Source organism: Bacillus cereus group sp. N24, from assembly GCF_016483345.1.
Lineage (GTDB): Bacteria > Bacillota > Bacilli > Bacillales > Bacillaceae_G > Bacillus_A > Bacillus_A toyonensis.
The window spans coordinates 1-394 of record NZ_JAEHCA010000101.1 but is presented as its reverse complement, the minus strand read 5'-3'; the positions used below and the strand labels follow the sequence as shown (position 1 = coordinate 394).

Below are 394 nucleotides of genomic sequence, written 5' to 3'. Positions count from 1 at the left end.
GTGTCGTGAGTGAGTCTACACCTAGAAGGTTTTCTTGTTCCCATCGTTTCGCTAGGCTCCGCCTAGCTTCACACCTTGGGTGGGAACAAAAACCCCTTATGCTCTTCTCACTATTTTTTGATCTCTACCCAAGTTTGCAGAAAGGAGAGGGAAAAGTGGAAATCAGAATTAGAGAAGTAGATCCAATTGCCGTAAAGAAAATAGATGAAATTGCAAAGAGGAAAGGATTATCCCGGCAAAAATTTTTGAAAGCTCAAATTGAAATGCTGGCATTTTTTCAGCAGCAAAATAAAAGGGAAATGGAGTTAGAAAATCTTATTGAAAAGAACATCCATATGATGAGTGATTGTTATAGCGCAATGGAAAAAATGAATGAGTTTATTCAAATGATGAT

Annotated in this window: 1 protein-coding gene; it reads left to right on the top strand. The window is 37.6% G+C overall.

From position 1 onward, the window contains the following. Positions 1-155: 155 nt before the first annotated feature. The coding region (locus JDS95_RS30540; RefSeq protein WP_199691054.1) for a hypothetical protein at positions 156-394 on the top strand (239 nt) is incomplete at its 3' end.